Annotated in this window: 20 protein-coding genes; 16 read left to right on the top strand and 4 right to left on the bottom strand. The window is 69.8% G+C overall.

The annotated features are described in order from the left end of the window. Positions 1–7 precede the first annotated feature (7 nt). Both C8E83_RS10660 and C8E83_RS10655 read right to left on the bottom strand, forming a co-directional pair. Entirely contained in the window at positions 8–1,426 is a 1,419-nt protein-coding gene (locus C8E83_RS10660) for an NtaA/DmoA family FMN-dependent monooxygenase (RefSeq protein ID WP_121369874.1), read from the bottom strand. Positions 1,427–1,512: 86 nt separating this feature from the next. Beyond that, positions 1,513–2,112: a TetR/AcrR family transcriptional regulator gene (locus C8E83_RS10655; RefSeq protein ID WP_121369873.1), complete on the bottom strand. Its 600-nt coding sequence runs from the start codon at positions 2,110–2,112 to the stop codon at positions 1,513–1,515. A gap of 199 nt (positions 2,113–2,311) precedes the next feature. Between C8E83_RS10655 and C8E83_RS10650 the strand changes: the two genes are divergently transcribed. Genes C8E83_RS10650 through C8E83_RS10625 form a run of 6 tightly spaced genes read left to right on the top strand, consistent with a single transcriptional unit; the run spans position 2,312 to position 8,533 of the window. After that, positions 2,312–3,442 carry an ABC transporter substrate-binding protein gene (locus C8E83_RS10650; RefSeq protein ID WP_121369872.1) on the top strand — a complete coding sequence of 377 codons (1,131 nt, stop codon included), beginning with the start codon at positions 2,312–2,314 and terminating at the stop codon, positions 3,440–3,442. Positions 3,443–3,450: 8 nt separating this feature from the next. Then, on the top strand, positions 3,451–4,293 hold the full coding sequence (locus tag C8E83_RS10645; RefSeq protein WP_121369871.1) for an ABC transporter ATP-binding protein: 843 nt from the start codon (positions 3,451–3,453) through the stop codon (positions 4,291–4,293). Beyond that, positions 4,286–5,197, top strand: a complete 912-nt coding sequence (locus tag C8E83_RS10640) for an ABC transporter permease (protein WP_147430148.1) — start codon at positions 4,286–4,288, stop codon at positions 5,195–5,197. Before C8E83_RS10645 ends, C8E83_RS10640 begins: the two co-directional genes overlap by 8 nt. Next, entirely contained in the window at positions 5,197–6,105 is a 909-nt protein-coding gene (locus C8E83_RS10635) for an ABC transporter permease (RefSeq protein ID WP_121369869.1), read from the top strand. The genes C8E83_RS10640 and C8E83_RS10635 overlap by 1 nt, the downstream gene beginning before the upstream one ends. Next, positions 6,102–7,121: an adenosine deaminase gene (gene add / locus C8E83_RS10630; protein ID WP_121369868.1), complete on the top strand. Its 1,020-nt coding sequence runs from the start codon at positions 6,102–6,104 to the stop codon at positions 7,119–7,121. Before C8E83_RS10635 ends, add begins: the two co-directional genes overlap by 4 nt. Beyond that, a complete protein-coding gene (locus C8E83_RS10625) occupies positions 7,118–8,533 on the top strand; it encodes an 8-oxoguanine deaminase (RefSeq protein ID WP_121369867.1) in 1,416 nt (471 codons plus the stop codon). Before add ends, C8E83_RS10625 begins: the two co-directional genes overlap by 4 nt. A gap of 80 nt (positions 8,534–8,613) precedes the next feature. Here C8E83_RS10625 and gndA read toward each other — a convergent pair whose 3' ends face one another. Then, entirely contained in the window at positions 8,614–10,074 is a 1,461-nt protein-coding gene (gndA, locus tag C8E83_RS10620; protein ID WP_121369866.1) for an NADP-dependent phosphogluconate dehydrogenase, read from the bottom strand. 315 nt (positions 10,075–10,389) lie between these two features. Between gndA and C8E83_RS10615 the strand changes: the two genes are divergently transcribed. The 3 genes from C8E83_RS10615 to mfd are packed head-to-tail and all read left to right on the top strand — an operon-like array spanning position 10,390 to position 15,324. Beyond that, positions 10,390–11,013 carry a 50S ribosomal protein L25/general stress protein Ctc gene (locus tag C8E83_RS10615; RefSeq protein ID WP_121369865.1) on the top strand — a complete coding sequence of 208 codons (624 nt, stop codon included), beginning with the start codon at positions 10,390–10,392 and terminating at the stop codon, positions 11,011–11,013. Positions 11,014–11,048: 35 nt separating this feature from the next. Next, positions 11,049–11,633 (top strand): aminoacyl-tRNA hydrolase, encoded by a 585-nt coding sequence (gene pth / locus C8E83_RS10610; protein WP_121369864.1) that lies wholly within the window; start codon positions 11,049–11,051, stop codon positions 11,631–11,633. A gap of 43 nt (positions 11,634–11,676) precedes the next feature. Beyond that, complete coding sequence (gene mfd, locus C8E83_RS10605) at positions 11,677–15,324, top strand: transcription-repair coupling factor (RefSeq protein ID WP_121369863.1); 3,648 nt, start codon at positions 11,677–11,679, stop codon at positions 15,322–15,324. Positions 15,325–15,342: 18 nt separating this feature from the next. Here the strand turns inward: mfd and nhaA are convergent, their stop codons facing one another. Further along, a complete protein-coding gene (gene nhaA / locus C8E83_RS10600; RefSeq protein ID WP_121369862.1) occupies positions 15,343–16,524 on the bottom strand; it encodes a Na+/H+ antiporter NhaA in 1,182 nt (393 codons plus the stop codon). Positions 16,525–16,634: 110 nt separating this feature from the next. Between nhaA and C8E83_RS10595 the strand changes: the two genes are divergently transcribed. The 7 genes from C8E83_RS10595 (at position 16,635) to C8E83_RS10565 (ending at position 24,576) form a co-directional block, all read left to right on the top strand. Continuing rightward, positions 16,635–17,357 (top strand): MazG nucleotide pyrophosphohydrolase domain-containing protein, encoded by a 723-nt coding sequence (locus tag C8E83_RS10595; RefSeq protein ID WP_121369861.1) that lies wholly within the window; start codon positions 16,635–16,637, stop codon positions 17,355–17,357. A gap of 507 nt (positions 17,358–17,864) precedes the next feature. Further along, positions 17,865–19,100, top strand: coding sequence for a histidine--tRNA ligase (gene hisS / locus C8E83_RS10590; protein WP_121369860.1), 1,236 nt, complete (start codon positions 17,865–17,867; stop codon positions 19,098–19,100). A 124-nt stretch (positions 19,101–19,224) separates the two neighbouring features. Continuing rightward, complete coding sequence (gene eno, locus C8E83_RS10585; protein WP_121369859.1) at positions 19,225–20,505, top strand: phosphopyruvate hydratase; 1,281 nt, start codon at positions 19,225–19,227, stop codon at positions 20,503–20,505. 85 nt (positions 20,506–20,590) lie between these two features. Continuing rightward, complete coding sequence (locus tag C8E83_RS10580) at positions 20,591–21,169, top strand: FtsB family cell division protein (protein ID WP_121369858.1); 579 nt, start codon at positions 20,591–20,593, stop codon at positions 21,167–21,169. Between the two features lie 31 nt (positions 21,170–21,200). Beyond that, positions 21,201–21,722 carry a DUF501 domain-containing protein gene (locus C8E83_RS10575; RefSeq protein ID WP_121369857.1) on the top strand — a complete coding sequence of 174 codons (522 nt, stop codon included), beginning with the start codon at positions 21,201–21,203 and terminating at the stop codon, positions 21,720–21,722. A 4-nt stretch (positions 21,723–21,726) separates the two neighbouring features. Beyond that, a complete protein-coding gene (locus C8E83_RS10570; protein WP_121369856.1) occupies positions 21,727–22,992 on the top strand; it encodes a S8 family peptidase in 1,266 nt (421 codons plus the stop codon). Between the two features lie 39 nt (positions 22,993–23,031). Next, positions 23,032–24,576: an NAD(P)/FAD-dependent oxidoreductase gene (locus C8E83_RS10565; protein ID WP_121369855.1), complete on the top strand. Its 1,545-nt coding sequence runs from the start codon at positions 23,032–23,034 to the stop codon at positions 24,574–24,576. The last annotated feature ends 32 nt before the right edge of the window (positions 24,577–24,608 follow it).

Genomic DNA, 24,608 nt, shown 5'->3' with positions numbered 1-24,608 from the left:
GGCCAGGTCAGACCGACGCAGCAGTAACAGCCGCAGGCGTCACCACGAACCGCCGCCCGGGGTGGTCCGCCGCGAGGTGCGCCCCGCCGCCCGTCACCTGCGCCCGCAGCGTGCCCGTTGCGGGCGAAGCGGGCATCCGGCCCCGCCGCCGCAGCTCGGGCACGACGAGCGTCGCGAAGTCCTCGCAGTCGGCCGTGCCGAAGAGCGGCTCGATGAGGAACCCGTCGAGGTCCGTCTCGTCCATGATCGCCTCGAGGGCGTCGGCCACCTCGATCGGGTCGCCGACGAGCTGCAGGCCGCGAGTGCCCTTGCCCTTGAGGTCGTCGAGGATCTCGCGCACGGTCGGCGCGGGTGTGCCGTCGGTGGGCAGGAACCGGTCGATGTTGCTCTGCGCGATCTGCCCCACGAGCGAAGATGAACCGGAGTCGCGGAGCTGCGTGAGGTCGCGCGACGGGTCGAGAGCGAGCAGGTCGATTCCGGTGTTGCCGGCGTAGAGCACCGAGACGACCTCGTCGTTCTGCATCGCGTCGAACTCGGCGCGGAGCCGGTGCGCCTCGGCGCTCGTCGGAGCCACGGTGACCGAGAGGCCGACCATCGTCACGATCGACTGCGGGTCGCGGCCCTGCGCCGTAGCCCGGGCGCGGATGTCGGCGACGTTCGCGGCGGTCTGCGGGCCGGTCGTGTACTGCACGAAGACCGCCTCGGCGTTCCGTGACGCGAACTCGCGCCCGCGGGCCGACGTCCCGGCCTGGAACAGCACGGGCGTGCGCTGCGGCGACGGCGGCACCGTGAAGTAGCCGCTGGACCGGAAGTGTGAGCCCGAGAACTCGATGCGGTGCAGCTTCGAGCGGTCGGCGAAGACCTCGAGCTCCTTGTCGGCGACGCGCGCGTCGTCCTCCCAGCACCCCTCCCAGAAGGTCAGCGCGAGGTCGACGTACTCGTCGGCCTGGCCGTACCGGTCGTCGTGCTTCATCATCTCGGTGTGGCCGAAGAGCTCGGCGACGGTGTTGCCGGAGCCGCCGGTCACGATGTTCCAGCCGATCCTCCCGCCGGTGAGGTGGTCGAGCGTGGCGAAGCGGCGAGCGGTCTGCAGGGGGTGGTCGATGCCGGTCGGGCTGGTCACGACGAACCCGAGGCGCTTCGTCTCGCGCGCGAGCGTGGGGATCAGCAGCGACGGGTCGATGCCGCCGAAGTTGATGCCGCCGCGGGCCGCCATCTCGGGAAGGTCGCCGTTCTTCGACGGGTAGCCGTAGCCGTCGGCGAAGAAGAGGAAGTCGAACCCTGCCTCGTCGAGGATCTTCGCCATGCCGATCCACATGTCGAGGTCGGTGTTGCGCACCGAGTCGCTCCGCTCGTGGTACCAGCTGCGGGTGCCCCCGACCTGGGTTCCGGCGACTTCGAACACTCCGAGGTGAATCTGCTTCATGCGACTACTGAACCAAGTGGTTCACGCCGAGTCCAGTCACGAAACGAAGACTTAACAATCCTCGCGGCAGCTCAGACCCGAGCAGCTCAGACCCGAGCAGCGCCGACGCGAGCAGCCAGGGCGGCCAACGCCGGGAGCGCCGCGCGCGACACGAGCGCGTCGTCGCCCGTGCTCAGCAGGGTGGCCTGCAGGCCCCTCCAGAGCGCGACCGTCTCGTGCGCGAGGGCTTCCGCCTGCTCCTGCGCCACGCCTTCGGCCACGTAGGCCCGGGCGACGCTGTCGGCCCACTCGGTGCCGATCACCCCGAGCAGCTCGCGGAAGCGCTCCTGCCCGTAGCCGGCGAGCCCGAAGACCTCGAAGAACAGGCGATGGAACGGCCGGTTCGCAGGATCGGCGATCGTCGCCCACGCCCCGTTGAGGCGCTCGAGAATCGACGCCCCCGGCGCCTCGACGTCGACGAGGATCGTCGTCATGGTCGGGAAGCGCACCTCGGCGCGGTGGAGGGCCGTGATGACGAGGTCTTCGAGGCTGCCGAAGTAGTAGAGCAGCATGCGGTTGTTCGAGCCGACGGCGGAGGCGAGGCCGCGCAGGGTCAGTCGCGCGATGCCGTGGTCGAGCACGTGGTCGACGATGCTCTCGAGGAGCTGCTCGCGGCGGTCCGTGGGGGCTGTCGTCGCGGATTCCATGCAGGCGAGGCTAGCCGCCTCGCGGGGGTGAACAGGCCCGTCTCAAGAATGTTGCTGACAGCAACAGTGACGTAATGCCGTCGAAACAATGCCCGAATAGGTTCGCTGACAGTCACCGAACGCGATCGCGTCTCCGGGGCGAACCCACAGCAACCCGAATCGTGCGACCTCTTGTCGCCGACGAAAAACTGGAGTGTCCATGAGTGCTTTCTCCGCCCCGCCCGCCAAGGCATCCGCGATGGACCGACGGGCGTTCCTGCGCCTCGGCGGCGCCGTCGGCATCGCCGCCGGAGCCAGTGCGCTCCTCGCCGCGTGCTCGTCGGGCACGTCGGGTTCGTCGACGTCGGCCTCGGCCGGTGCGGCCGTCAAGGCCGGCGCGTACGGCACGATCGCCCTCCAGCTGTCGTGGATCAAGAACATCGAGTTCGCGGGCGAGTACTTCGCGACCGAGAAGGGCTACTACACGAAGGCCGGCTTCAAGGGCGTCACGCTGCTCGCCGGTGGCGGCCAGACCGGCGCCGAGGAGGCGCTCCTCGCGGGTCAGGCCCTCGTCGGCCTCTCGTCGCCGTCCATCACCGCGCCGTCGGTGCTCCAGGGCGCCGCACTGAAGATCATCGCGTCGACCTACCAGAAGAACCCCTTCTGCCTCCTGTCGCTGCAGGAGAAGACGCCGATCAAGACGCTCGCCGACCTCAAGGGCAAGACCATCGGCGTGCAGTCCGGCGGCAACGAGACCATCGTCAAGGGCTTCCTCGCGGCGAACAACCTCACCAACGACGTGAAGCTCGTGACCACGCAGTACTCGATTGCGCCCCTCGAGGCCGGCAAGTACGACGCGCACATGTCGTACACGACCAACGAGCCCCTCGAGGCCAAGGCCGACGGCTTCACGCCGGTCGTCCTCACCCTGGCTGACAACGGCCTCCCGTTCGTCGCCGAGACCTACACCGTGACGCAGGACACCATCGACAACAAGCGGGACCTGCTCAAGGCGTTCCTCGTCGCCGAGATCAAGGGCTGGACCGACGCGGTCAAGGACCCCGAGCAGGCGGCCAAGTACGCGGTCACCAAGTACGGCAAGGACCAGAACCTCGCCCAGGCCGAGCAGGTCGAGGAGATGAACGCCCAGAACGCGCTCATGCTCACCGACGACGTGAACAAGAACGGCCTCATGACGATGACCGACGAGCTGATCGCCGAGAACATCAAGTCGCTCGGCCTGATGGGCACGAAGATCACGGCCGACAAGCTGTTCGACATGAGCCTGATCAAAGAGGTCTACAAGGAGAACCCCGACCTCATCACCACCTTCACCATCCCGAGCGCGTAAAGAGCACCATGACCACGTCCAGCACTGCCCTCTCGATCGCCACGAGCGACCCGGCCTCCCAGCCGGGTCTCGCGACCGGCATCAACATCCAAGGCCTGACGAAGCGCTTCGATCTGGGGCGCAAGTCGGTCCAGGCCCTGTCAGAGGTCAACCTGGGCACCAAGAAGGACTCGTTCCTGAGTCTCCTCGGGCCGTCAGGATGCGGAAAATCCACGATCCTCCGCATCCTGGCGGGCCTCGAGACCCCCTCCACCGGCACCGTCGTCGTCAACGGCAAGTCCGCCGCCGAGGTGCAGAAGAGCCACGAGACCGGCATCGCGTTCCAGGACAGCGCCCTGCTGCCCTGGCGCACGGTCAAGAAGAACATCCAGCTCCCGCTCGAGGTGTCGGGCATCACCCCGCCGCCCGGGCTGGTCGACGACCTCATCGACCTCGTCGGCCTCAAGGGCTTCGAGAACGCGAAGCCCGCACAGCTCTCCGGCGGCATGCGCCAGCGCGTGTCGATCGCGCGCTGCCTCGCCGTCCAGCCGACGATCATGCTGCTGGACGAGCCGTTCGGCGCCCTGGACGACATGACCCGCCAGCGCATGAACGTCGAGCTCCTGCGCATCTGGGGTGAGAAGCCCGCGACGACGCTCATGGTCACGCACGGGATCGCCGAGGCCGTCTTCCTCTCGGACGTCGTCGCGGTGATGAGCGCACGCCCCGGCCGCATCGCCGAGGTCGTCGAGATCGACCTGCCGCGGCCGCGCCTGCCCGAGCTGCAGCGCACGCCCGAGTTCCACGCCTACGTCGACCGGATCTCCGAGATCCTGTTCGGCGCCCACGGTGCGGCGGCCGGCGATGACTGACCTCCGCCAGCAGTCCGAGCAGGCGTCGATCGAACACGAGCTCGGCGACAGCGTGGGCCTCGGCCTCGAGACCGGCGGCAAGGGCCGCGAGCGCCGCACGCTGCTCGGCGCCCTGCACGGCATGCCGCCGTGGGTGGGCGCGATCATCGGCATCGTCGTGATCCTCGTCGCCTGGCAGATCGTGTCGGTCACCTTCTACCCGAAGACGCAGTCGATCCCGCAGCCGGCCCTGGTCGGCAAGCAGCTCTTCTACGACCTCTTCCAGACCGGCGTCTACTGGAACGCCATCGCCAAGACCGGCGGCGCCGCGCTCTGGGGCTATCTCTGGGGCAATCTGATCGCGCTGTTCCTCGCGTTCCTCGTGCTCGTGCAGCCCTGGTTCGAAGGTCTCTCGACCCAGCTCGCGGTCGTCTGCTCCTGCATCCCGCTCACCGCCATCGCGCCGATCGTCACGCTGCTCGCCCCGGCCGGCAGCCGCAACACCTCGATCTTCCTGGCGGCCCTGAGCGTCATCTTCACCACCGTCGTGGGCACGATCCTCGGCCTCCGCGCCGCCTCCGAGACTCAGATCGACGTCATCAGGGCCTACGGCGGCGGCAGGATGACACAGCTGTTCAAGGTGCGTCTCATCGCAGCGCTCCCATCGATCCTCGCCGCGCTCAAACTCGCAGCCCCCGCCGCGTTCCTCGGGGCCGTGCTGGGGGAGTACTTCGTCCTCGGCGTCGACTCGGGCATCGGCATCCTCCTCCTCGCCGCGCAGGCGACCGGGGCGTCCGTGCGGCTGTGGGCGATCGCGCTCATCAGCGCGGGCGTGGCGGGCGCCGCGTACTTCCTCATCGGCCGGATCGGCCGGCTCCTGACGCCCTGGTCTGCGGGCGACGCCCGCGCCGGAGAGGGGTTCTGATGGCGACGTCGACTCCTACGCCCCGGGCGGGTCTGCGCGCCCGCGCCGCCATGAACGCCTCGATCGAGATGCCGACCGGCGCCGGCTGGCGCTATGTGGCAGGCAGGATCGGCCGAAGCCTCTTCACCCTCCTGATCTCGGCCGTGGTCCTCACCGTCGCCTGGTACGTGGCGCTGAAGCTCCTCGACGCCAACGCGTTCATCGCGAAGACCCCGCTCGACGTGGTGAAGTACCTCTTCGTCAAGAACCCGCTGATGACGATGTCGCCGGCCGACATCCGGCACACGCTGTGGAACCTCCTCCTGGTCACGCTGTACCACGCGGGCATCGGGTTCGTCGGCGGCGTCGTGGGCTCGGTGATCGTCTCGGTGCTGTTCACCCTGATCCGGCCGCTCGAGTTCATGTTTATGCCGCTCGCCATGCTGCTGCGCACGGTGCCGCTCCTCGCGATGGCGCCGGTCATCTACCTCGTGCTCGGCCAGGGCGCGGCGACCGCGGGCTTTATCGGCGGTGTGGTCGTCTTCTTCCCGCTGCTCGTGAACCTCACGCTCGGCTTCCGCTCGGTGAGCGCCCAGTCGGTCGACCTCATCAGGGTCTACGGCGGCAATCGCTGGACGATCATGACCAAGGTGGCCTTCCCGAACGCGCTGCCGCACTTCTTCGCCTCGATGCGCATCGCCGTGCCCGGCGCCCTCACGGGAGCGATGCTCTACGAGTGGCTGTTCACGTTCCAGGGCCTCGGCGGCGTGATCTCGCAGGCCAAGACCAACTCGAACTACGGACAGATCTGGGCCATCGTGGTGCTGATCACGGTCGTCGCCATCGTCTTCTACACGATCACCACCTTCATCGAGGCGGCAGTCCTCGCGAAGTGGGGTCCCAACGCCGGAAAGGCCGTCACCAAGTGACCGACACCACCCTCGCGACCGAGGCCACCGAGGCCGCTCCGGTTCGCGATCTCGCCGCCCTGCCCAAGGGCCACCTCCACATCCACTGGGAGGCCGCGATCCGCAAGGCCACCCTCGAGGAGATGGGAGCGGCCGCCGGCATCGAGATCGACATCCCGACCGAGTTCGACGACTTCTCGTTCTTCAGCGCGACCTACCGTTCGATGCTGCAGGTGCTGAGCGTCGAGGAGAACCTCTACCGCCTCTTCGAGGAGACCATCGAGGACTGCGCCCGCGAGGGAGTCGTCTACGCCGAGTTCGGCGCGAGCCCGCACTTCTACGCCGAGACGTTCGGGTCGACCGAGAAGGCCCTCGACGTTCTCATCGCGAAGGCGGCCGAGATCGGCGCGAAGCACGGCGTCGAGGTCGGGCTCATGATCACGCTCGACCGCACCGAGAGCATCGAGACCGCCGTCGCCTACGCGACGATCGCCGCCGCCTACGCCGGTCGCGGCGTCGTGTCGCTCGGACTCGCCAACGACGAGCGCGGCTACCCGGCCGCCGACTTCGTCGAGGCCTTCCGCATCGGCAAGGAGGCAGGCCTCCTCTCCACGCCGCACGCGGGCGAGCTGGCCGGGCCGTCCGAGGTCCGCGCCGCCGTCGAGATCCTGCAGGCCGACCGTGTCCTCCACGGCGTCACCAGCGCCGAAGACCCCTCGCTCATGCAGGAGCTCGCGGCGAAGGGCATCTGCCTCGACGTCTGCCCGACCTCCAACGACCTCCTCGGCGTCGTCCAGACGATCCACGAGCACCCGCTGAAAGTGTTCCTCGCCGCGGGTGTCCGCTGCTCCATCAACGCCGACGACCCCGTGCTCTTCGGCCCGTCGATCCTCGACGAGTACGAGACCAGCCGCACGGTGCTCGGCCTCTCCGACGACGAGCTCGCCGCGTGCGCCCGCTCGTCGATCGAGTGCTCGGGCGCGTCCGCCGAGCTGAAGGCCCGCGCCCTCGCTGGCATCGACGCCTGGCTCGCGTGAGCACCCGCACCGTCGTCGAAGGCGCGTACGTCGCCACGGTCGACCCCGAGGGGCGGGAGTTCGCCACCGGGCACCTGGTCGTCGACGACTCGCGCATCGTGGCGGTGGGCGCAGGAGCGGCGCCGACCTGGGCCGTCGAGGGTCTCGCTGATCCTGCGACCGCTGTGTCTTCTGAACGACGCGACGCGCCCGTCGTCACCGAGCGGGTCGACGCCCGAGGCCACCTGCTGACGCCGGGCCTCATCAACACGCACCACCACCTGTACCAGTGGCTCACGCGGGGGATCGCGCAGGACTCCATCCTGTTCGACTGGCTCGTCGCGCTGTACCCGACCTGGGCGCGCATCGACGAAGATCTCGTGGCGGCAGGAGCCGCGGCCTCCATGGCAGTGCTCGCCCGCTCCGGCTGCACCACCGTCGCCGACCACCACTACGTGTTCCCCCAGGGATCGGGCGACATCCTCGGCGGCATCGTCCGCTCGGCCGGCACCGTCGGCGTCCGCTTGCACGGCACACGCGGGTCGATGGACCTCGGGCGGTCGCAGGGCGGGCTGCCGCCGGACTTCGCCGTCGAGACCACCTCGGCCGCCCTCGAGGCCTCGGCGGAGGCCGTCGCGAAGTACCACGACCCGTCGCCCGACGCGAAGGTGCAGATCGCCATCGCGCCCTGCTCGCCATTCTCGGTCACCGGCGACCTGCTTCGCGAGGCCGCCGTGCTCGGCCGGCAGCTCGGGGTGCGCCTGCACACCCACGGCTCCGAGACGATCGAAGAGGACGCCTTCTGCCAGGAGCGCTTCGGCAAGACCCCGACGCAGTACCTCGAAGACCTCGGCTGGCTCGGCGACGACGTCTGGATGGCTCACAGCGTGCACCTCGACGAGCACGCGATCGCCCGCTTCGGCGCGACGGGCACGGGCACGGCCCACTGCCCGTCGTCGAACGCGCGGCTCGCCGCCGGCATCGCGCCCATCCCGCAGCTGCTCGCCGCCGGGGCGCCCGTCGGCCTCGGAGTCGACGGGTCGGCCTCGAACGAGTCGGGCCAGCTCGGCACCGAGATCCGCCAGGCCGTGCTCATGAACCGCCTGCGGGCCGGCGCCGACGGCTTCTCGGTGCGCGATGGGCTCAGGATCGCGACGATCGGCGGCGCGCGAGTGCTCGGGCGTCAGACCGACCTCGGCTCCCTGGAGGTCGGGAAGCTCGCCGACCTCGCGCTCTGGCGCATCGACGGCGTGGAGTTCGCCGGAATCGCCGACCCTGTCGCGACCCTCGGACTCGCGGCGATGCCGCCCCTCGCCGGGCTCTGGGTGGGCGGCGAGCGCGTCGTCGACGAGGGGTCGCTGACGCTCGCCGACGAGCAGGAGCTCGCCCGCGAGGCCGGTCGTGCCTCGGCCGAGCTCCTCGCCCGCGTCTGACCCCTTCCTTCTGCGACAAAACGCGACACCTGCGACGCTCGGAAACGTCGCAGGTGTCGCGTTTTGTCGCAGGTGTGGGGTTAGTGGGTCGACGGGTCCTGCTCGACCTCGGTGCGGTCGTCCGACCAGAGCGTGTGGAACGTCTTGTCGGAGTCGATGCGCTTGTAGGTGTGGGCGCCGAAGAAGTCGCGCTGCCCCTGGATGAGCGAGGCGGGCAGGCGCTCCGACGCGAGCGAGTCGTAGTACGCGAGGGCGGACGAGAACCCGGGCACGGGGATTCCGGAGAGCGCGGCCTTCGCCACGATCCTGCGCCATGCCTCCTCACCGTCGGCGATCGCCTTCGCGAAGTACTCGTCCTCGAGGAGCGTCGCGATGCTCGCGTCGTTCTCGTAGGCGTCGACGATGCGGTTCAGGAATTGGGCGCGGATGATGCAGCCGCCGCGCCAGATCTTCGCGATCGCGCCCTTGTCGATGTTCCAGCCGTATTCTTTCGCGCCGGCGATGATGGCGTCGAAGCCCTGCGCGTAGGCGACGATCTTCGAGGCGTAGAGGGCCTTCTGCACGTCGTCCTCGAAGCCGTCGCCCGACTCCTGGATCTCGGGGCGGGAGGTGACGACCTTCTGCACCGCGGCGCGCTGGTCGGGCTTCGACGACACGGCCCGCGCGAAGACGGCCTCGGCGATGCCGCCGACGGGCACGCCGAGCCCGACCGAGTTCTGCACGGTCCACACGCCGGTGCCCTTCGAGCCGGCCTCGTCGACGATGACGTCGACGAGAGGCTTGCCAGTCTTCGCGTCGACCTGACGGAGCACCTCGGCGGTGATCTCGATGAGGTACGACTCGAGGGCGCCCTTGTTCCACTCCTCGAACACGCCCGCGATCGCGGCCGGCTCGTGGCCGCCGATGCGGCGCAGCAGGTCGTACGACTCGGCGATGAGCTGCATGTCGGCGTACTCGATGCCGTTGTGGATCATCTTCACGAAGTGCCCGGCGCCGTCGGTGCCGACGTGGGTCACGCACGGCTCGCCCTCGGCGACCGCGGCGATGGACTTCAGGATCGGGCCGAGGGTCTCCCACGCCTGAGCCGACCCGCCCGGCATGATCGACGGCCCCTTGAGTGCGCCCTCCTCGCCGCCCGAGATGCCGGTGCCGACGAAGTTGAGGCCCTTCTCGCGGAGGTCGTGCTCGCGGCGGATGGTGTCGTGGAAGTTCGCGTTGCCGCCGTCGACGATGATGTCGCCCTCCTCGAACAGGCCCGAGAGCTGCTCGATGACGGCGTCGGTGCCCTTCCCGGCCTGCACCATGATGATCGCGGTGCGCGGCTTCGACAGTGACGCCGCGAAGTCCTCGATCGTCTTCGACGCGATGAAGCCGACGTCGCCGTGCTCCTTCATGAGAAGGTCGGTGCGCTCGGGGGAGCGGTTGTAGACCGCGACCGTGTTGCCCTCGCGGCTGGCGAGGTTGCGGGCCAGGTTCGACCCCATCACGGCCAGGCCGACCACGCCGATGTTCGCCTTCGCTTCTGTTCCGTGTTCGGCCACGGTGCCTCCTTAACGTTCGTTGCCGCCAATCTAGCGACGCGGCCGGGACGGCATCCAGGTCGTTACGGTCCCTGGCACGGGGTTCTCACCCTGCGTTCACCCCATGTAGACTCTTCCCTTGAACTTCGGCGAGGGGTTCGCGCCGCCCTGCGGTGTGCGACCCGTGATCGACGCGGTGGTTAGGCAGCGAGTGCGTGAGCATCCTCCTGGTCTTTCCTCACGCTGGCACGCGCCGTGCTGGTCCACCCAGACGGCGCAGCGTTCGAGTTGAATCCCCGAGGGCATTCCCTCTCTACACACGTCAAGGAGACACCCATGGCTGACGCCACCGACAACAAACTGTCCGTCGAGAAGCGCACGAGCTTCGGCAAGGGCGCCGCGCGCAAGATCCGCGCCGCCGACAAGATCCCCGCCGTCCTCTACGGTCACGGCACCGACCCCGTGCACCTCACGCTTCCCGGCCACGAGACGATGCTCATCACGCGTCGCGCCAACTCGGTGCTCTCGCTGGACATCGAGGGCACGCACCAGCTCGCCCTCGTGAAGGACATCCAGCGCGACCCGGTGCGCCAGATCATCGAGCACATCGACCTCATCGTCGTCCGCGCCGGCGAGCGCGTCGAGGTCGAGGTGCCCGTGCACATCGAGGGCGAGTCGTTCGCCGGCACCATCCACATCGTCGAGGCGAACTCGCTCCTGCTCGACGTCGAGGCCACCCACATCCCCGAGCGCGTCGTCGTCTCGATCGAGGGCCTGGAGGACGGCGCTCAGATCCACGCGGGCGCCGTCGAGCTGCCCCGCGGCGCGAAGCTCGTGAACGACCCCGAGACCCTCGTGGTCAACGTCACGCTGCCGCGTGCCGAGGTCGCCGCCTCCGACGAGGAGGAGACCGCAGCCGAGGAGGCCACCGAGGCCGCTGAGGACGAGTCCGCCGAGTAACTCGGCCACACGGTCAGCAGCAGAAGGAGCGTCCCCTGGACGACACGCGATGGCTCGTGGTCGGACTCGGCAACCCCGGGTCCGGCTACGCCTCCACCCGTCACAACGTGGGCCAGATGGTCCTCGCCCTGCTCGCCGACCGGATGCAGTCGGGCTTCAAGACGCACAAGACGCAGGCGACGGTCGCCGAGGGGCGCAGCTTCCCCGGCGGCCCCCGCTTCGTCCTGGCGAAGCCGACGACGTTCATGAACGTCTCCGGTCCGCCCGTCGCGGCCCTGCTGCGCTACTACGATCTCGACGTGTCGCGGATCATCGTCGTGCACGACGAGCTCGACATCCCGTTCGACACCCTGAAGATCAAGCGGGGCGGCGGCCACGGGGGCCACAACGGTCTGCGCGACATCATCGCCGCGACCGGCTCGAACGACTTCACGCGCGTGCGCGTCGGCATCGGTCGGCCGCCCGGGCGGCAGAACGCCGCCGACTTCGTGCTGCAGGACTTCTCGTCGACCGAGCGCAAGACGCTCCCCAACCTCCTCGACGAGGCGGCCGACGCGGTCGAGATGATCGCGACCGACGGGCTCACCGCCGCGCAGCTCAAGTTCCATACCGCCGGCTGAGGCCCGCGACCGCCTGTCAGAGGCGGCCCGTACACTTGTGCGAGTGATACTCCAGGGCTTGCTTCCTGCGCTTTCGCGCGCCTCCACGTTCGACGCGGCCCTTCTGCAGGCGGAACGCTCGAGTGACTTTTCGCTCGTCGACGGACTCCGCGTCCCCCTGCTGGCGTCCCTCCTCGAGCGTCGCTCTGTCGACGCCGACGGCGCCCCGCAGGCGGCCCTGGTCATCACCGCCACCGGCCGCGAGTCCGAGTCGGTCCGCACCGCTCTGGCGAGCTATCTCCCCGACGCCGAGATCGTCGAGTTCCCCGCATGGGAGACCCTGCCGCACGAGCGCCTCAGCCCGAGCGCCGAGACGGTCGGCAAGCGGATCCACGCGCTGCGGAGGCTCGCGGCGTGGTCACGCGCCACGTCGGATCCTGCGACCAGCGCGCAGGAGCGCCACCTCGTCGTCGTGGCCGGCGTCCGGGCGGCCCTCCAGCCGATCAGCGACAACCTCGCCGACATCGACCCCGTCGTGCTCACCACCGGCCACCGCGGCTACGACCTCGGGTCGATCGCGTCGAGCCTCGTCGACCTCGCCTACGCACGCGTCGACATGGTCACCCGCCGCGGCGAGTTCGCCGTGCGCGGCGGGATCCTCGACGTGTTCCCGCCCACCAACGAGCACCCCGTGCGCGTCGACTTCTTCGGCGACGAGGTCGACGGGATCCGACTCTTCTCGGTCGCCGACCAGCGCAGCCTCGACGCCGCGGTCGACACCGTCGAGCTGCCGCCGAGCCGCGAGATGCTGCTCACCGAGAGCGTCCGGCAGCGGGCGCGCGAGATGCAGCACGAGTTCCCGAACCTCTCGCAGATGCTCGAGAAGATCGGCGAGGGCATCCCGGTCGAGGGCATGGAGTCTCTGGCGCCGGCGCTCGTGCACCGGCTGGTGCCCGTGACGAGCTACCTCCCGGCATCCTGCGCCATCGCCGTGCTCTCGCCCGAGAGGGTGGTGTCGCGCGCGCAGAGCCTGGCCGAGACGAACCGCGAGTTCCTCGAGGCGGCGTGGAGCGCGGCGACGGCCGGAGCGCAGGCTCCGATCGACCTCGACTCGGGTGACTTCCTCACGCCGCGCGACCTCCGTGAGCGCGCCGGCGATCGCACGTGGTGGACCATGAGCACCTTCGACTCGGGGCTCGCCGCGGCCGAGGCCGAGTCGATGACCGACGCCGACCGCGTCGACGCCGCCGGCGACTACGTGCGGGTCGACGCCGAGACCGTGCCGAGCTACTCGGGCAATGCCGAGGGGGCCGTCGCCCACGTGACTCAGCTCGCGGCCGACGGCTGGAGCATCGTCGTCACCGCCCGCGGCGCGGGGCTCGTCGAGCGCGCCCGCGACGTGCTGAGCGAGGCCGGCGTCGCCGCCCGCCTCGAGGACGCGCTGCCCGACGAGCTCGAGCCGGGTGTCGTCCACCTCGTCGCCGGCGGCATCGAGGCCGGGTTCGAGGTGCCGGCGGTCAAGGTCGCGGTGCTCAGCGAGACCGACTTCTTCGGTCGTGCCGCCGGGTACGAGTCGCGGCAGGTGAAGAAGCTCGCCTCGCGCCGGAAGAACGTGGTCGACCCGCTGCAGCTCAAGACCGGCGACATCGTCGTCCACTCGACCCACGGCATCGGGCGGTTCCTCGAGCTGACCAGCCGCGAGGTGTCGACGGGCGGCCGCAACCCGGTCAAGCACAGCCGCGAGTACCTCGTGCTCGAGTACGCGCCCTCGAAGCGCGGTCAGGCCGGCGACCGCCTCTACGTGCCGACCGACCAGCTCGACCTGCTCAGCCGCTACGTCGGCGGCGAGGCGCCCAAGCTGTCGAAGATGGGCGGAAGCGACTGGTCGCAGGCGAAGGGCAAGGCCCGGAAGGCCGTCCGCGACATCGCCGTCGAGCTGGTCAAGCTCTACTCGGCGCGGATGGCGTCCAAGGGCCACGCGTTCGGCCCCGACACGCCCTGGCAGCGCGAGCTCGAAGAGGCCTTCCCGTTCGCCGAGACGCCCGACCAGCTCACCACGATCGACGAGATCAAGGCCGACATGGAGCGGCCGATCCCGATGGACCGTCTGATCTCGGGCGACGTCGGCTACGGCAAGACCGAGGTCGCGATCCGCGCCGCGTTCAAGGCCGTCCAGGACGGCAAGCAGGTCGCCATGCTCGTCCCGACCACCCTGCTGGTCCGGCAGCACATGGAGACCTTCGCCGAGCGCTTCGCCGGGTTCCCCGTGCACCTGCGGGCCCTCAGCCGGTTCCAGACGGCGAAGGAGTCGAAGGAGACCATCGCGGGAATCGCCGACGGCACCGTCGACATCGTGATCGGCACCCACCGGATCCTCACCGACGGCATGACGTTCAAAGACCTCGGGCTCGTCATCATCGACGAGGAGCAGCGGTTCGGTGTCGAGCACAAAGACCAGCTCAAGAAGCTCAAGACCAACGTCGACATCCTCGCCATGAGCGCGACGCCGATCCCGCGCACGCTCGAGATGGCGGTCACGGGCATCCGCGAGATGTCGACCCTCGCCACCCCGCCCGAAGACCGGCATCCGATCCTCACCTTCGTCGGCCCGAACAGCGAGAGGCAGATCGCCGCCGCGATCCGACGCGAGCTCCTGCGCGAGGGCCAGGTGTTCTTCGTGCACAACCGGGTGTCGTCGATCAATCGCATGGCCGCGCAGCTCGCCGAGCTCGTGCCCGAGGCGCGCGTCGCCGTGGCGCACGGGCAGATGGCCGAGTCGCAGCTCGAGCAGGTGATGGTGGACTTCTGGGAGCGCAAGTTCGACGTCCTGGTCTCGACGACGATCATCGAGACCGGCCTCGACATCGCCAACGCGAACACCCTCATCATCGACCGCGCCGACCGGTACGGCCTCTCGCAGCTGCACCAGCTGCGCGGTCGCGTCGGGCGAGGGCGCGAGCGCGGCTACGCGTACTTCCTCTACGACGCCGACAAGCCGCTCTCCGAGACGGCGCAGGATCGCCTGGAGACCATCGCGGCGAACAACGAGCTGGGGGCCGGCATGCAGGTCGCCCTGAAAGACCTCGAGATCCGCGGCGCAGGCAACCTCCTGGGCGGCGAGCAGTCCGGCCACATCGCCGGAGTCGGCTTCGACCTCTACCTGCGGATGATCGGCGAGGCCGTCAACGCTTTCCGCGGCGACGTTGCCGAGGGGCAGACCGAGCTGCGGCTCGAGCTTCCCGTCGACGCGCACATCCCCGAGGAGTACGTCGAATCCGAGCGCCTCCGGCTCGAGGCGTACCAGAAGCTCTCGACCGCGTCGTCGCCGACGTCGAGCGACGGCCAGATCGACTCGGTGCTCGACGAGCTCACCGACCGCTACGGCGAGCCGCCCGCGCCCGTGCTGGCGCTCATCGAGGTCTCCCGCCTCCGGCGCATGGCTCAGAAGACCGGCCTGAGCGAGGTCGTCGCCATGGGCACGAACCTCCGGGTCGCGGCGCAGGAGCTCGCCGACAGCGTCCAGCTGAGGCTCCAGCGGCTGTTCCCCGGTGCCCGCTACTTCGCCCAGACGAAATCTGTCACGGTGCCGATGCCGCGGCCGAACGGGGAGCCCCTGCCCGACTCCGAGCTCATCGCCTGGGTGGAGCAGCTGCTCGTCGCCGTCTACGGGGCCGCGCCGGCGACGGCGTCGCCGGCGCCCGACGCGGCGTAGCGATCGGCGGGCGGCCGCTCAGCGGGGGAGCGGCACCGCGCTGCGGCGGGCGTGCGACCGCTTGAGCATGCTGACGAGCACCGCGCTCACGACGATCGAGACCGCGGAGCCCAGGAGCACGGCGAGCGTGCCCTCATCGACGATCTCCGCACTCTTCTTGAACGCCAGCTCGTTCATCAGCAGCGACACGGTGAAGCCGATGCCGCCCAGCATGGCCACGGTGACGAGCTCGCCGAGACGCAGGGTCTGCCCGCGGCGTGCCGGGTCGGGGTCGCGGAAGATGCGCGAGGCGATGCCCCCGGCGATCGTGATGCCGATCAGCTTGCCGACCGGCAGTGCGATGACGATGGCCCAGAACACGGGGCTCAGCTGGCCGATGCCGACGGACGGCACCGCGATCGACGCCGCCGCGAAGGCGAAGATCGGCAGGACCACGCCGTTGACGAACGGCTGCAGCGCGTGGATGGCCCGGTCGGCGGGTTTGAGCGGCAGCACGAGCCCGACCGCGACCGCGGCGATCGTCGCGTGCACGCCCGACCGGTAGACGAAGTACCAGCAGACGACGGCGAGCACGACCACGAGGGCGACAGCCGCTGCTCCGGCGAGACCCGACCAGCGGCCGAGCAGGCGGCCGGCGGCGAAGACGGCGGCGACGGCCAGGATGCCGAGCCCGAGGAAGGCGAGGTTCGAGCCGTGCGTGAAGAAGATCGCGATGATCAGGATCGCCACGAGGTCGTCGAGCACCGCCAGCGCGAGGAGGAACACCCGGATCCGGCCCGGGAGGTGCGACCCGAAGACCGCGAGGATACCGAGCGCGAAGGCGATGTCGGTCGCCGTGGGGATCGGCCAGCCGCCCGTGTAGCGAGTGCCGGCGGTCACGATCGCGTAGACGACGGCGGGCGCGATGACGCCGCCGATCGCGGCGATGCCGGGCACGATCGCCTTCTTCACGCTGTTCAGCTCGCCCTTGACGAGCTCGTGCTTCAGTTCGACGGCCACGACGAAGAAGAAGAGAGCCAGGAGTCCGTCGGAGACCCAGTGCCCGACCGAGAGGTTCAGCCCGATCGCGGGCAGGTCGAGATGATGGTGCTTGACGGCCTCGAGCGCGTGCCCGGTCGGGAGGTTGGCGAGCACGAGGCCCAGGATCGCGGCGGCGAGGAGGAGGGCTGCTGAGGCCCGCTCGGAACGGAAGATGCCCATGGCGTCCAATCGAGAGGTCGACGAGGAAGTGTCGACCAGACTTCCCGACTCACCGAGGCCACTCTATCGTGGGACCACCGACAGACGACGCGGCAGGAGGCCGACACCCGATGACCTCGAACGACGATCGCACGCGTGACGCCCTCGCCGGGCTCACCACGAGCGTCGACCGGCTCCTGGACCCGCCCGGCTGCGAGTGGAACCGGGCGCAGACGAAGGAGTCGCTGGTCACCTACCTGGTCGAGGAGGCATTCGAGCTCGTCGAGGCCATCGAGTCGGGCAGCCAGGCTGATCTCCGCGAGGAGCTCGGCGACGTGCTCTACCAGGTCGTGCTGCAGTCGGGCGTCGCCGAGCGCGCCGGTGCCGGCTTCGACCTGGCCGACGTGATCGCCGAGGTCGACGAGAAGGTGCGCAGGCGCCATCCGCACGTGTTCGGAGACGACTCCGCGGCGGACGTCGACGACATCATCCGCCTGTGGTCGGCGGCGAAAGCGCGAGAGAAGGCGTCGCGCGAGAGCGCGTACGACGGCGTGCCGCTGGGCATGCCGGCCCTCGCGCGGGCGCAGAAGCTGCTGGCGCGGCAGACCAGGGCGCAGGCCCCGGCGGCCGACGGCGACGATCCGGTCGCAGGAGCAGGCGGACACCCGCCCGCCGACCTGTCGCACGCCGACACCGAGCTCGCCTGGGGCCGCGCCCTCCTCACGTCGGTCGAGGCCGCGACAGCGCGGGGCTTCGACGCGGAGCGAGCCCTCCGCGCCGCGGTGCGCGAGCGCGAGAGCGATCTTCGTGCGGCTGAGAGTCGGGAACGGCGGGGCACCCCACAACCCGAATAGAGGGGACCCCGCCCGGGCCCGGTGATCAGCCGGCCCCGGCCGCGCCTTGCGGCGCGACAACGTCAACGATACACGCTTGTGAAATGTCACGGCGGAATTCTCAGTGTTTCATGAGGAACGTTTGATGACGGCTCACGGAGCGTCCGGGGGCCGGACGCGGAGAGCTGACGATGCGCGCTGCGCCCGCTGACGAGTGATGCCTCGCGCAGACGAGTGATGCCCCGCGCTCTCGCGCGGGGCATCGTGCCGAGCCTGCCCGTCACCGCAGGGAAGGGACGGACTGCTCGGCTAGCGGCGCGCGCAACCCGATTCACGCGCCGCCGGTCGGATGACGAGGAGCTCGATCGAGAGGCGCCGGACACAGCACACGTCGCCCCTCGGGCACCTCGCCACGTCGTGGCGGGTGGCACCAACAATACCTGACATGTTACATCCGTGCAAGCCGACCGAAGACGACGACGCGTCACGAGCGCGGTCGGCACGACGACTTCTGGAAGACTGGCGACCATGCCTCCCGTGAATCCGTCCCGCGGCATGCGCGACTTCCTCCCCGCCGACAAGCGCCGCCGCGACCTCGTGCTCGACGCCATCCGGTCGACCTACCGCTCCTACGGCTTCGACGAGATCGAGACCCCCGTCGTCGAGGACAGCTCGCGGCTCCACGCGGGCCTCGGCGGTGACAACGAGAAGCTCGCGTTCGCGATCATGAAGCGGGCGCTCACCGTCGACGACCTGCGGGCCGCCGATGCGCCGCTCGACCTCGCCGACCTCGGGCTCAGGTTCGACCTGACCGTTCCTCTCGCCCGTTTCTACGCAAGCCACCGGGGCGAGCTGCCGACCGTCTTCCGCTCCATCCAGATCGCGCCCGTGTGGCGTGCCGAGCGGCCGCAGAAGGGCCGCTACCGGCAGTTCGTCCAGTGCGACATCGACATCATCGGCGAGCCGGGCGCCCTGGCCGAGATCGAGCTTCTGACGGCGACGTCGGCGGTGCTCGAGCGGCTGGGGATCGAGCGGGCGACGATCAGGATCAACGACCGCCGGATCCTGCTCGCGCTCCTGGCGCACTGGCAGGTGCCCATCGACCGGTTCGACCCGGCGCTCGTGATCATCGACAAGCTCGACAAGATCGGCGTCGACGGGGTCGTCGCCGAGCTCGCCGAGATCGACGTGCCGCGTGAGGGTCTCGCGGAGCAGCTCGGAGAGCTCGCCCACGCCGACTGGTCGATCGGCCGGGCCGCACCGGACTGGCTCGACACCGAGGCGTTCGCCGACCTCGTCGCGCTCCGCGACGCCATCCCCGGCGCCGAGATCGAGTTCGACCCGACGCTCGTGCGCGGCATGGGCTACTACACCGGCACGATCTTCGAGGTCGCCCACCCCGACTTCGGCTACTCGCTCGGCGGCGGCGGCCGCTACGACGGCATGATCGGCCGCTTCCTCGGGCAGGACGTCCCGGCCGCGGGGTTCTCGCTCGGGTTCGAGCGGCTCGTCGACCTCGTCACGCTCGACACGGGCGACGCCGGCGGCCTGGCGCTCGTCTACGACCGTTCACTGGACCCGGTCGACCTGGTCCGGCTGCAGGGCGAGCTCGTCGCCCGCGGCCGCCGGGTCCGGCTGGAGCGGCGGGCGAAGAACTTCTCGAACCAGCTCGCGTCGCTGGGGGCCGCCGGGTACACGGAGTTCGCCGCGGTGCGTGAGGCCGGGGTGTCGGCGGAAGAGCTGGAGATCCGCGAGATCGGCTGAGCCGGGAGGCTGTCGGATCCTGCGCCCTGCTTCGCCTGTGGAGAACCGAGGGCCGGCCACCCGGCGTGACTAGGATTGCGCCTGGGCGGAAGCCCTCACAGACAGACGATCTAAGGAGTAATCCGTGGCAGCAATCGACGCCGTAGGCGCCCGCGAAATCCTCGACTCGCGGGGCAACCCCACGGTCGAGGTCGAAGTCCTGCTCGACGACGGCACCGTCGCTCGCGCAGCCGTGCCCTCGGGCGCGTCGACCGGTGCGTTCGAGGCCTACGAGCTGCGCGACGGCGACAAGGAGCGCTACCAGGGCAAGGGCGTCCTCAAGGCCGTCACCGCGGTGATCGACGAGATCGGCCCCGAGATCGAGGGCCTCGACGCCACCGACCAGCGCGTCATCGACCAGGCGATGATCGACCTCGACGGCACCGAGAACAAGAAGCGCCTCGGCGCGAACGCCATCCTCGGCGTCTCGCTCGCCGTCGCCCGCGCCGCGGCCGACTCGGCCGACCTCCCGCTGTTCCGCTACGTCGGCGGCCCGAACGCGCACACGCTGCCCGTCCCGATGATGAACGTGATCAACGGCGGCTCGCACGCCGACAGCAACGTCGACATCCAGGAGTTCATGATCCTGCCGATCGGCGCCGAGTCGTTCTCCGAGGCGCTCCGCTGGGGCACCGAGACCTACCACGTGCTCAAGAGCGAGCTGAAGAGCCAGGGCCTCTCGACCGGCCTCGGCGACGAGGGCGGCTTCGCCCCGAACCTGTCGTCGAACCGCGCCGCGCTCGACCTCCTCGTCGCCGCGATCACCAAGGCCGGCTTCACGCCCGGCAAGGACATCGCACTCGGTCTCGACGTCGCCTCCAGCGAGTTCTTCAAGGACGGCTCGTACGCCTTCGAGGGCGGCACGAAGTCGGCCGAGGAGATGGGCGCGTACTACGAGGACCTCGTGGCCTCGTACCCGCTCGTGACCATCGAGGACCCCCTCGACGAGGACGACTGGGAGGGCTGGGCGCACATCACCGAGCTCATCGGCTCGAAGACCCAGATCGTCGGCGACGACCTGTTCGTCACGAACCCGGTGCGCCTCGCCAAGGGCATCGAGAACGGCGCCGCCAACGCGCTCCTCGTCAAGGTGAACCAGATCGGCACGCTGACCGAGACCCTCGACGCGGTCGCGCTCGCGCAGCGCTCCGGCTACAAGACGGTCATGTCGCACCGGTCGGGCGAGACCGAAGACACCACGATCTCCGACCTCGCAGTCGCCACCGACGGCGGTCAGATCAAGACCGGCGCCCCGGCCCGCTCCGAGCGCGTCGCGAAGTACAACCAGCTTCTCCGCATCGAAGAAGAGCTCGGCGACGCCGCGGTCTACGCCGGCCGCAGCGCCTTCCCGCGCTTCAAGGGCTAGTCCCAGAGCACAGGCTGAGGCTTTTCTCAGCCTCCGACGGCCCGTCCCGCACGATGCGGGGCGGGCCGTCGCCTATCGTCGAGGCATGAGCACAGCAGGCGAGCGCCACACGCACGAGCCCGCCTCGAAGGGCGGCGCGTCGAAGAACCGCCGCATCCCCGTGAGCCTGCCGGCCATGGAGTCCGCGGCCGGCGGCTGGCTGCGCGCCTCCCGGTTCTCGGGCTTCAGCCTGCTCATGCTCGTGATCATCATCCTGTTCATCGTCGTGCTCGCCCCGAGCCTGCGCACCCTGATCCAGCAGCAGCAGCAGGTCGCCTCGCTCGAGCAGTCCGTGCAGAAGCAGAAGAGCGACGTGCAGAGCCTCAAGGGCGACGTCGCTCGCTGGAACGACCCCGCCTACATCGAGGCGCAGGCCCGCGACAGGCTGCTGTACGTCTACCCGGGCGAGTACAGCTACCTCGTCATGAACCCGTCGAAATCCTCGGGAACGACGACCACCACGACGTCCGGCACGCAGATCAGCGACAAGATCCAGACTCCGAAGGTCGACTGGGTGCAGGCGATGACCTCGTCGGTGCTCGACGCCGGGCTCACGAACGAGCCCGCGACGAAGCTCGTCTCGCCCGACATCTCGGGCTCCGAGAGCAGCACCGGCACGAAGTAGCCCCCGCGCCGTCGGGTATCGTGGACCACTCATGAGCACGCCGCCCTTCGCCCCCGTCACCGAGCGCGACATCCGCATCGTGTCGCTGCAGCTCGGCCGTCCGGCCCGAGACGTGATCGGCATCGCCGCGCGCTGCGTCTGCGGCAATCCCACCGTCGTGTCGACGAAGCCGCGCCTCGCCGACGGCACGCCGTTCCCGACGCTCTACTACCTGTGCCACCCGGCGGCCACGGCCGCGATCTCGACGCTCGAGGCGAACGGCGTCATGGCCGAGTTCACCGAGATGCTCGCCGCCGACGAGTCCCTTCGCGCGCACTACCTGGAAGCACACGAGGCGTACCTCGCCGACCGCGAGAGCATCGAGCACGTCGCCGAGATCGACCATGTGACGGCGGGCGGGATGCCCGAGAGGGTGAAGTGCCTGCACGCCCTGGCGGGTCACGCGCTCGCCGCAGGGCCCGTGGTGAACCCGTTCGGCGACCTGGCGCTGGAACGTGCCGCGTGGGATCCTGCGACCTGCTCGTGCATCGACTACGACGCTGACGAGGCGTAAGCCGGTGCGTCGCCCGCTCGCCCTCGCCGGCTTCGTCGCCGCCGTGGCGATCGTGCTCCTCTCGGGCGGGGTGCTCACCGCGCAGCCGGCCCGGGCCGACGACATCCGCAGCCGCGAGTACTGGCTGCAGGACTACGGCATCGAGCAGGCCTGGAACACGACGAAGGGCAAGGGCGTCACGGTCGCCGTCATCGACACCGGGGTCGACGGCAGCGTGAGCGAACTGCAGGGGGCCGTCACGGGCGGCACGGACTTCTCCGGGCAGGGCTCGTCGAACGGGCAGACGCCCATCGACGACAGCGGCGACTCGTCGCACGGCACGCTGGTCGCGTCGATGCTCGCCGGTCGCGGGACCGGCACCGACAGCGGCGTGATCGGCGTGGCTCCGCAGGCGAGCATTCTGTCGATCTCGGTCGGGTTCGGCGCGAGCGCCCACGACCCGGACGAGCAGATCGCCGAGGCGGTCGTCTGGGCCGTGAACCACGGCGCCAAGGTGATCAACATGTCGCTGACCCGCAACACGCTCGACTGGCCGGTGAGCTGGGACAGGGCGTTCGAGTACGCCGACGCGCACGGTGTGGTGGTCGTCGCCGCGGCCGGGAACCGGGGCTCCGGCACCGACGAGGTCGGGGCTCCTGCCACGATGCCGGGGGTTCTCGCGGTGGCCGGCGTCGACCAGAACGGCGACGCGAGCTACGACGCGTCGAGCCAGGGGATCACCATCGGTGTCGCCGCACCGAGCGAGGGGCTGGTCGGGGTGGGCCCGGGCGGCCAGTACCTGCTCTGGCAGGGGACGAGCGGGGCGGCGCCGATCGTCTCGGGCATCGCGGCCCTCGTCTACGCCTCGCACCCGGGCATCTCGGCCGACGACGTGATCCAGCGCATCATCTCGACCGCGACGCCGAAGGGGTCGCCGAGCCCGGGGCCCATCTACGGCCACGGACTGGTGAACGCCGAGAGAGCGGTCACGGCGAACGTCGCGCACGTGACCTCGAACCCGCTCGGCAGCCTGTCCGACTGGGTCCGCCTGCACCGCCGGGCCGCCGCGACACCGCTGCCGACCGCCAAGCCGCAGCCGTCGCTGCCGGTCACGGCGACCCCGACGACGGCCGTCGCCAATAGGGACGTCGACGCTGGGGGCTTCCCGACAGTCGAATCCCTTCGGTCGGTAGGTATCCCGGTTGCGGTCTACGCTGTCTTCGGAATCAGTTTCGCCGCCGTCGTCATCGGGGCCGCACGGCATTTCAGAAGGCTGCGCTCAGGGCGCTAGCCTGTTCACAGTCCATTCCCAATCGAGGAGTCTTTCGCCTTGCCCAAAATCCTGATCGTCGGCGGCGGCTACGCCGGTTTCTACACCGCCTGGAAGCTCGAGAAGTGGCTGCGCAAGGGCGAGGCCGACGTCACCGTCGTCGACCCGCTGCCGTACATGACGTACCAGCCGTTCCTCCCCGAGGTCGCCGCCGGTTCGATCGAGCCCCGTCACGCGGTCGTCGCGCTCCGTCGCCACCTCAAGCGCACCAACGTCGTCACGGCGAAGGTGACGAAGGTCGACCACGCCTCCAAGACGGCGACGATCACCCCCGAGGTCGGCGAGGCCTGGGAGATGGAGTACGACCAGATCGTCATGACCGCCGGCGCGGTCTCGCGCACGTTCCCGATCCCGGGCGTCGCCGACGAGGCCATCGGCCTCAAGACGATCGAAGAGGCGCAGGCGATCCGCGACAAGCTCCTCACGAACTTCCAGAAGGCGGCGAACCTCGAGGCCGGTCCCGAGCGCGACCGTCTCCTCACGGTCGTCGTGGTCGGCGGCGGGTTCGCGGGCATCGAGATCTTCGCCGAGCTCCGCAGCTTCGCGACCGACCTCCTGAAGAACTACCCCGGCCTCACGATCGACGACACCTCGTTCCACCTGGTCGAGGCGATGGGCAGGATCATGCCCGAGGTCGCCCTCGAGACCAGCCACTGGGTGCTCAAGAATCTCGCCGAGCGCCAGGCGATCGTGCACCTCGACACCCAGCTGCAGTCGGCCGTCGGCGGCAAGATCGAGCTGTCGACCGGTGAGTCGTTCGAGTCCGACCTCATCATCTGGACCGCCGGCGTCATGGCGAACCCCGTGGTGCGCAACACCGACTTCCCGCTCGAGGCCCGCGGCCGCATCACCGTGCAGCCCGACCTCCGCATCGTCACCGAAGAGGGCACCGTCGTCCCCGACGCCTGGGCCTGCGGCGACGTCGCGGCCACGCCCGACCTCACCGGCGCCGGCGTCGGCGGCTTCTGCGTGCCGAACGCGCAGCACGCGGTCCGCATGGGCAAGCAGCTCGCGAAGAACATCACGGCCGTGCTCCGCGGCGAGAACACGCAGGACTACCGCCACGACAACCTCGGTGCGGTGGCCGGTCTGGGTCTCGGCATCGGCGTGTTCCAGAGCGGCAAGTTCGCGCTCAAGGGCTTCCCGGCCTGGGCCGCGCACCGCGGCTACCACGGCCTCGCCATGCCGTCGTGGGAGCGCAAGATCCGCGTCGTCTCCGGCTGGGCCAACAACGCCGTCCTGGGTCGCGACATCGCCTCGCTCGACAACGTGACGCAGCCCCGTGCCGCGTTCGAGGAGTTCGCGTCGCGCCCCAAGCCCCCGGCTCCCGCCGAGCCGGTCGCGCCGACCGCCGCCGACGAGAGGCCCGCCACCGCGCCCGAGATCGGGAAGGCCGCCGGCGAGCCCGGCCCGGCGTACGCGAACCCCGCCGACGGCGAGAAGGCCGCCGAGCCGGTCGCCGCCGAGAAGGCCGCTCCGAAGCGTGCGCCGCGCAAGCCCGCCGCGAAGAAGCCCGCCGCCGAGCCGGCTCCCGCTGCCGAGTAGCCTCCTCCAGCGACAAAAAGCGACACCTGCGA

It is taken from the genome of Frondihabitans australicus, from assembly GCF_003634555.1.
Lineage (GTDB): Bacteria > Actinomycetota > Actinomycetes > Actinomycetales > Microbacteriaceae > Frondihabitans > Frondihabitans australicus.
Note: the sequence above shows the minus strand (reverse complement) of the source record. Positions and strands in the feature narration are given on the sequence as shown.

Coding starts and splice junctions, on each gene's coding strand:
- C8E83_RS10660 (WP_121369874.1), bottom strand. CDS start 1,426: ATGAAGCAGATTCACCTCGGAGTGTTCGAAGTCGCCGGAACCCAGGTC.
- C8E83_RS10655 (WP_121369873.1), bottom strand. CDS start 2,112: ATGGAATCCGCGACGACAGCCCCCACGGACCGCCGCGAGCAGCTCCTC.
- C8E83_RS10650 (WP_121369872.1), top strand. CDS start 2,312: ATGAGTGCTTTCTCCGCCCCGCCCGCCAAGGCATCCGCGATGGACCGA.
- C8E83_RS10645 (WP_121369871.1), top strand. CDS start 3,451: ATGACCACGTCCAGCACTGCCCTCTCGATCGCCACGAGCGACCCGGCC.
- C8E83_RS10640 (WP_147430148.1), top strand. CDS start 4,286: ATGACTGACCTCCGCCAGCAGTCCGAGCAGGCGTCGATCGAACACGAG.
- C8E83_RS10635 (WP_121369869.1), top strand. CDS start 5,197: ATGGCGACGTCGACTCCTACGCCCCGGGCGGGTCTGCGCGCCCGCGCC.
- C8E83_RS10615 (WP_121369865.1), top strand. CDS start 10,390: ATGGCTGACGCCACCGACAACAAACTGTCCGTCGAGAAGCGCACGAGC.
- nhaA (WP_121369862.1), bottom strand. CDS start 16,524: ATGGGCATCTTCCGTTCCGAGCGGGCCTCAGCAGCCCTCCTCCTCGCC.
- C8E83_RS10595 (WP_121369861.1), top strand. CDS start 16,635: ATGACCTCGAACGACGATCGCACGCGTGACGCCCTCGCCGGGCTCACC.
- hisS (WP_121369860.1), top strand. CDS start 17,865: ATGCCTCCCGTGAATCCGTCCCGCGGCATGCGCGACTTCCTCCCCGCC.
- C8E83_RS10580 (WP_121369858.1), top strand. CDS start 20,591: ATGAGCACAGCAGGCGAGCGCCACACGCACGAGCCCGCCTCGAAGGGC.
- C8E83_RS10575 (WP_121369857.1), top strand. CDS start 21,201: ATGAGCACGCCGCCCTTCGCCCCCGTCACCGAGCGCGACATCCGCATC.